This window comes from Halomonas flagellata, assembly GCF_022487945.1.
GTDB classification, from domain to species: Bacteria; Pseudomonadota; Gammaproteobacteria; order Pseudomonadales; family Halomonadaceae; genus Halomonas; species Halomonas flagellata.
On the sequence record NZ_JAKVPY010000065.1, the window covers coordinates 1 to 1,635 of the forward strand.

Here is a 1,635-nt window from a genome sequence, read left to right on the forward strand (position 1 = left end):
GCATCTCAGCAACGCTCAGCCAGTTCCTCCACCATCTCGCTACCGAGCAGCGAGATTCTGATAGTGCGAGGCTTTTGAATCCCTGACTTGTCATTCCCATAGGCTATGAATCGCTGTCGATGGCCCGCAGGTAGGCCTCGGCGTGACGCCGATGGGGTGCTCAGCCGGGCTGTCGTGGAGAGGGCTACGACAAGGCGGACAATCGGGGGAGCGCCTTCAGCGTCGAGGGCCACCATCGGTCCGCAGCGGCGCCCAGCCGCAGCCTGATCTGGCGAGCGTGCACCGTGATCGTCGCCGCCACCTTGAGGACCTGCTCCCGTAGTCGTATCAGGCTCCAGCCCTGGCGCGTCTGCGTCTCGACCAGGCAGCGCAGCCCGTGCAGCACCTGGTAGGCACAGAGACTCAGCAACAGGTTGGCCTGATTGCGTGCCATGACCTGCTGCACCGTGGAGCCGCCACGGTCCGTCGACGAGAGATGGACATTGAGCGCCGACTTCAGCTCGCCCATGTGGGCCTCGGCCTTGCCGCGCTTGCGGTAGAGCGCCAACACCTTCTCTGGCGGGTAGTCGAGCTTGTTGAGGTTGGTGACCAGGAAGAAGGCATGGAACAGCAGGTCCTCTGGCTTTTCCTGGACGACGAGCACCACGCGACGCGGTGACTCCCAGCTTTCCGCCTGGTACTCCAGGTCATGGCACCACTCGCGGGGCGTTGCTGGAGACCGCCCGGGTGGCCGAACGAGGTAGGGCTCCGCCTTGGCTTGCAGCACCGAGTTGCTCTTCAGTCGGCCCAGATAGGCAATGTCGCGGGAATCCATCGCACGCAGCGTTTCGCCATCGGTGAAGCCGGCATCCAGGCGCACGCGTATCTGCGACACGTCCCGGTTCATGCCTTCCGACAGGCGCTGCACCAGATGGGGAATCCAGGTATCGGCGTCTTCCGCCGGTCCGGCATTCCCCTCGCGCAACAGCCCGCCGACCATGTCGCCACTTTCGGCCAGTGAGGCAATCAGCGGCGAGTAGATGCGTGCCTTGGCGTGACCGTTGTAGGCGGAGCCGCCCTGGTGGCCAAAGACCTCGATGGGCAGGCCGTCGATATCCAGGGTCACCTGACGTGGCCGGTGTGCCGACGACAGCGAGCGGTACCGCCAGATGGCTAACCGCAGCAGCCCCTCGTGCACGATATCGATGTTGTCATCCGATCCCAGGCAGCTGAGCAGGCGCGACAGGGTCGCTTGGGAAGGACGCGCCTGGCCCAGGGGTGTCAGCCCGCGAGCATCGCTGCACGCCAGCTGCCACACCGGATCCTGCTGGAGCGTGCCGGTGTCGTTGAGGTCGTACCAGCCCATGGCGCGCTGCAAGACGATGGCGCGTAGCTGACTGGCCAGCGAATGGCGGACCCGCCGCGGATCCCGCGGGTCGACGAGGTGGTCTTCCATGGCCTCGCTGACGCCGCTGCGATCGAGCGCTTCACGCAGCAGCAAGGCACCGGCATCACTGGTGGTCGCATCGCCGCTGAGCTGGACGTTGACGGAGCCGTTGCAGGACGGCGACCAGGTCGTTAGGGTTTCACCCATGGCGGTTGGTCCTCCTGAATCAGGTTCTGCCAGGAACTCTCTGATTTATCAGTAGGATACCA

1 protein-coding gene is annotated in these 1,635 nt (G+C 64.7%); it reads right to left on the bottom strand.

The features are described from left to right. Nucleotides 1-184: 184 nt before the first annotated feature. Nucleotides 185-1,573, bottom strand: coding sequence for an IS1380 family transposase (locus MKP05_RS21095; RefSeq protein ID WP_240570112.1), 1,389 nt, complete (start codon nucleotides 1,571-1,573; stop codon nucleotides 185-187). Nucleotides 1,574-1,635: the final 62 nt, after the last annotated feature.

What these genes read in the sequence shown, in the direction of transcription:
- MKP05_RS21095 (WP_240570112.1), bottom strand. Translation starts at nt 1,573, where the DNA reads ATGGGTGAAACCCTAACGACCTGGTCGCCGTCCTGCAACGGCTCCGTC.